Annotated in this window: 2 protein-coding genes; both read left to right on the forward strand. The window is 36.0% G+C overall.

What is annotated here, in order from left to right; all coding sequences use genetic code 11:
• The first annotated feature begins 214 nt into the window (after positions 1–214).
• Positions 215–2,002, forward strand: a complete 1,788-nt coding sequence (locus Q0L68_RS19105; protein ID WP_296705845.1) for a glycoside hydrolase family 9 protein — start codon at positions 215–217, stop codon at positions 2,000–2,002.
• A complete protein-coding gene (locus tag Q0L68_RS19110; RefSeq protein ID WP_296705846.1) occupies positions 1,995–2,723 on the forward strand; it encodes a polysaccharide deacetylase family protein in 729 nt (242 codons plus the stop codon). Before Q0L68_RS19105 ends, Q0L68_RS19110 begins: the two co-directional genes overlap by 8 nt.
• Positions 2,724–2,819 lie beyond the last annotated feature (96 nt).

The following is a 2,819-nucleotide window of genomic DNA, read 5'->3' on the forward strand; positions in this document are numbered from 1 at the left end:
TGTGCTAAACAAGATAGCTTTAGCTTTTCAAGTTTTATAGATGAATAGGTTTGAAAAGTCACAAAAAGGTATTTTCGGTACTAATTATGTTATTTTTAGTTAATAGTATTTTAAGTCAGAGTTTAAAAATTTAATTTCTTCAAAATTCTTAAATCAAGCGCACTTTTATTTTTATGAACTTACCAAACAAATAATCCACCCTTAAGGTCTGAACATGATTCCTACTCGATTTTTCAGCATAATCCTAACGCTATCCTTATCGCTATTTTCTTCTCTTCTAAAAGCAGAATCAAATACAGAAATTAGAGTCAACCTAGCAGGGTACCCTGTCGAGATGCCCAAAAAGGCTTTGATTTTAAGCAAATCTGAATTGGTAGATGTAGGGCTTTTCCTTAGAAATAAAGATGGAGATCTTATAAAAAGGTACGAAGGGAAATTACTAAAAGAATCATGGGAACCATTTCCATTTTACTATGAGATTGATTTCTCTGATTGGAAATTAGAGGGCGAATATTTTTTAGAAATTCCAAATTCTTCAATAAGAAGTAGTGTTTTTTCAATTGGTGCATATCCTGCTTGGCAAGAGGATGTGGTTTCTTTTATTCGAACTCAGCGATGTGGCTTTAATCCATTCATTGAAGAATATTGTCATCAAGATGACGGACTTAGCTTTTTTGGGTTATTGTCAGACTCCACGAAAATAGATGCTAGAGGAGGCTGGCATGATGCAGGGGACCAATTAAAATATTTGATTACCAGCAGTAATACTACAGCAAGATTGTTGATGACTTTTCAGATGAAACCAGAAGGTTTTACGGATCAAGTCAATGATCAGGGTTTGGAGGAGAGGAACGGATTGCCGGATATCCTGGATGAAGCTAAATGGGGATTAGAATGGATTTTAAAACTACACCCAAGTCCAAATGAACTTTTCCACCAAGTAGCTGATGATAGAGATCATAGAGGTTTTAAACTTCCTCATGAGGATAATGCAGATTACGGCTGGGGGCCTAATAATTTTAGACCCGTTTATTTTGCCACAGGCAAGCCACAGGGACTTTCAAAATATAAAAGTGAAGCCACTGGAATTGGGAATTTAGCTGGACGTTCTGCTGCAACTTTGGCTTTGGGATATCAGGTATTTATTTGTTTTGAAGAGTATCATTCCTTTGCTGAGAGATGTTTAAAAGCAGCTGCTGAACTTTATTTGATGGGTAAAAAACAGGAAGGCTATCAGCAAGGAAATAGTTTTAGCGCTCCTTATCGCTATGAAGAAAATACTTGGGCTGATGATATGGAATGGGCTGCTGCTGAGCTATTTAAAATAAATAAAGAAAAAGAATATTTAGAAGATGCGAGACGATATGCCTCAATGATAAAAGAGTGGTCGTGGATGGAACGTGATTCTGCAAGCCATTATGAAATGTATCCATTTTTGAATATGGGCCATTATGCACTTTGGCAAGTTGGGAAGGAGGAAGATAAAAACAGAATGGTTGAGTATTTTGAGCATAATCTGGAACAAATTCAAAAAAGAGCAGATCGGAATCCTTACGGTGTTGGTCACTTATTTATTTGGTGTTCAAATAATTTGGCTGCAGCTGTTTCTACTCAAGCCATGCTCTATGAAGAAATGACGGGGTCCAAGAAATATAGACCTCTTTTAATTAATCACATGAATTGGCTACTTGGTCTTAATCCATGGAATACCAGTATGATAACAGGTTTACCTGAAAATGCTGATTTTCCTTTGGATGTACATATGCCATTTTGGAGACTTTTAAATGTCTCAATTAAGGGAAGCTTAGTGGATGGCCCCATTTGGTCTACGATACATGAAAACATGTTGGGAATAGAATTGTCGGAACCTGATGAATATGCGCATTTGCAGCCAAAACATATAAAGTATATGGATGATTGGATGGACTATAGTACCAATGAACCAACTTTAGATGGTTCTGCCGAACTTTTAATGATCCTCACTTATTTAAATAATGATTAAGGTATTGTTCCTATTGCTTTTGTCATTAGCTGGTTCTTTGAATCTTTTAGCTCAAAAAAAATACGATAATCAAGGTGCTTTGATCCGATCTGACCAAAGCCAACAAAGTATCTATTTGATGTTCTCAGGGCATGATTTTTATGAAGGATTTGAGCATGTGCTTTCTGTTTTAGAAAAGAAAAATATTAAAGGGTCATTTTTCCTTACTGGAGATTTTGTAAGGAAGCATTCTGATTTGATTCAGCGAATGGTAGCAGAAGGACACTTTATAGGGGCACATTCGGATAAGCATTTGTTATATAATGCCTGGGAAAATCGAGACAGTTTACTCCATTCTCGAGAGGTGATTAAGAAGGATATTTCTGATAACCTAATTGAGCTTCGGAAGCTGGGATTAGAACCGAGTCTTTTTTTACCTCCCTATGAATGGTATAATCAAAAGGTAGTAGAAATAGCTCGAGAGTTAGGGCAAGAAACAATCAACTTTAGTCCAGGAACACGATCTAATGCAGATTATACAACTCCCGAAATGAGTAATTATCTTGGATCGAATGAGATTCTTGAAAGTATTTACACCTACGAATCTGCAAATGGAATGAATGGGTTTCATCTCTTGATTCATCCTGGCACTTCCCCTGAGAGAACAGATAAATTGTATTTCAACTTAGATTCTCTAATTGCTGATTTAATGGAAAAGGGTTACAGTTTTGAGAAATTCTAAAATTGTGAGTAGAGTCTAATTATGATTTCATTCATATTGCGAAATCATAACTTTTCCATCAATTCCTGAAGGCATAGTTTTCCAGTCAGTTGCATC

This window comes from Algoriphagus sp. (assembly GCF_024642405.1).
In the GTDB taxonomy this organism is placed as follows: Bacteria; Bacteroidota; Bacteroidia; order Cytophagales; family Cyclobacteriaceae; genus Algoriphagus.

What these genes read in the sequence shown, in the direction of transcription:
- Q0L68_RS19105 (WP_296705845.1), top strand. Translation starts at nt 215, where the DNA reads ATGATTCCTACTCGATTTTTCAGCATAATCCTAACGCTATCCTTATCG.
- Q0L68_RS19110 (WP_296705846.1), top strand. Translation starts at nt 1,995, where the DNA reads ATGATTAAGGTATTGTTCCTATTGCTTTTGTCATTAGCTGGTTCTTTG.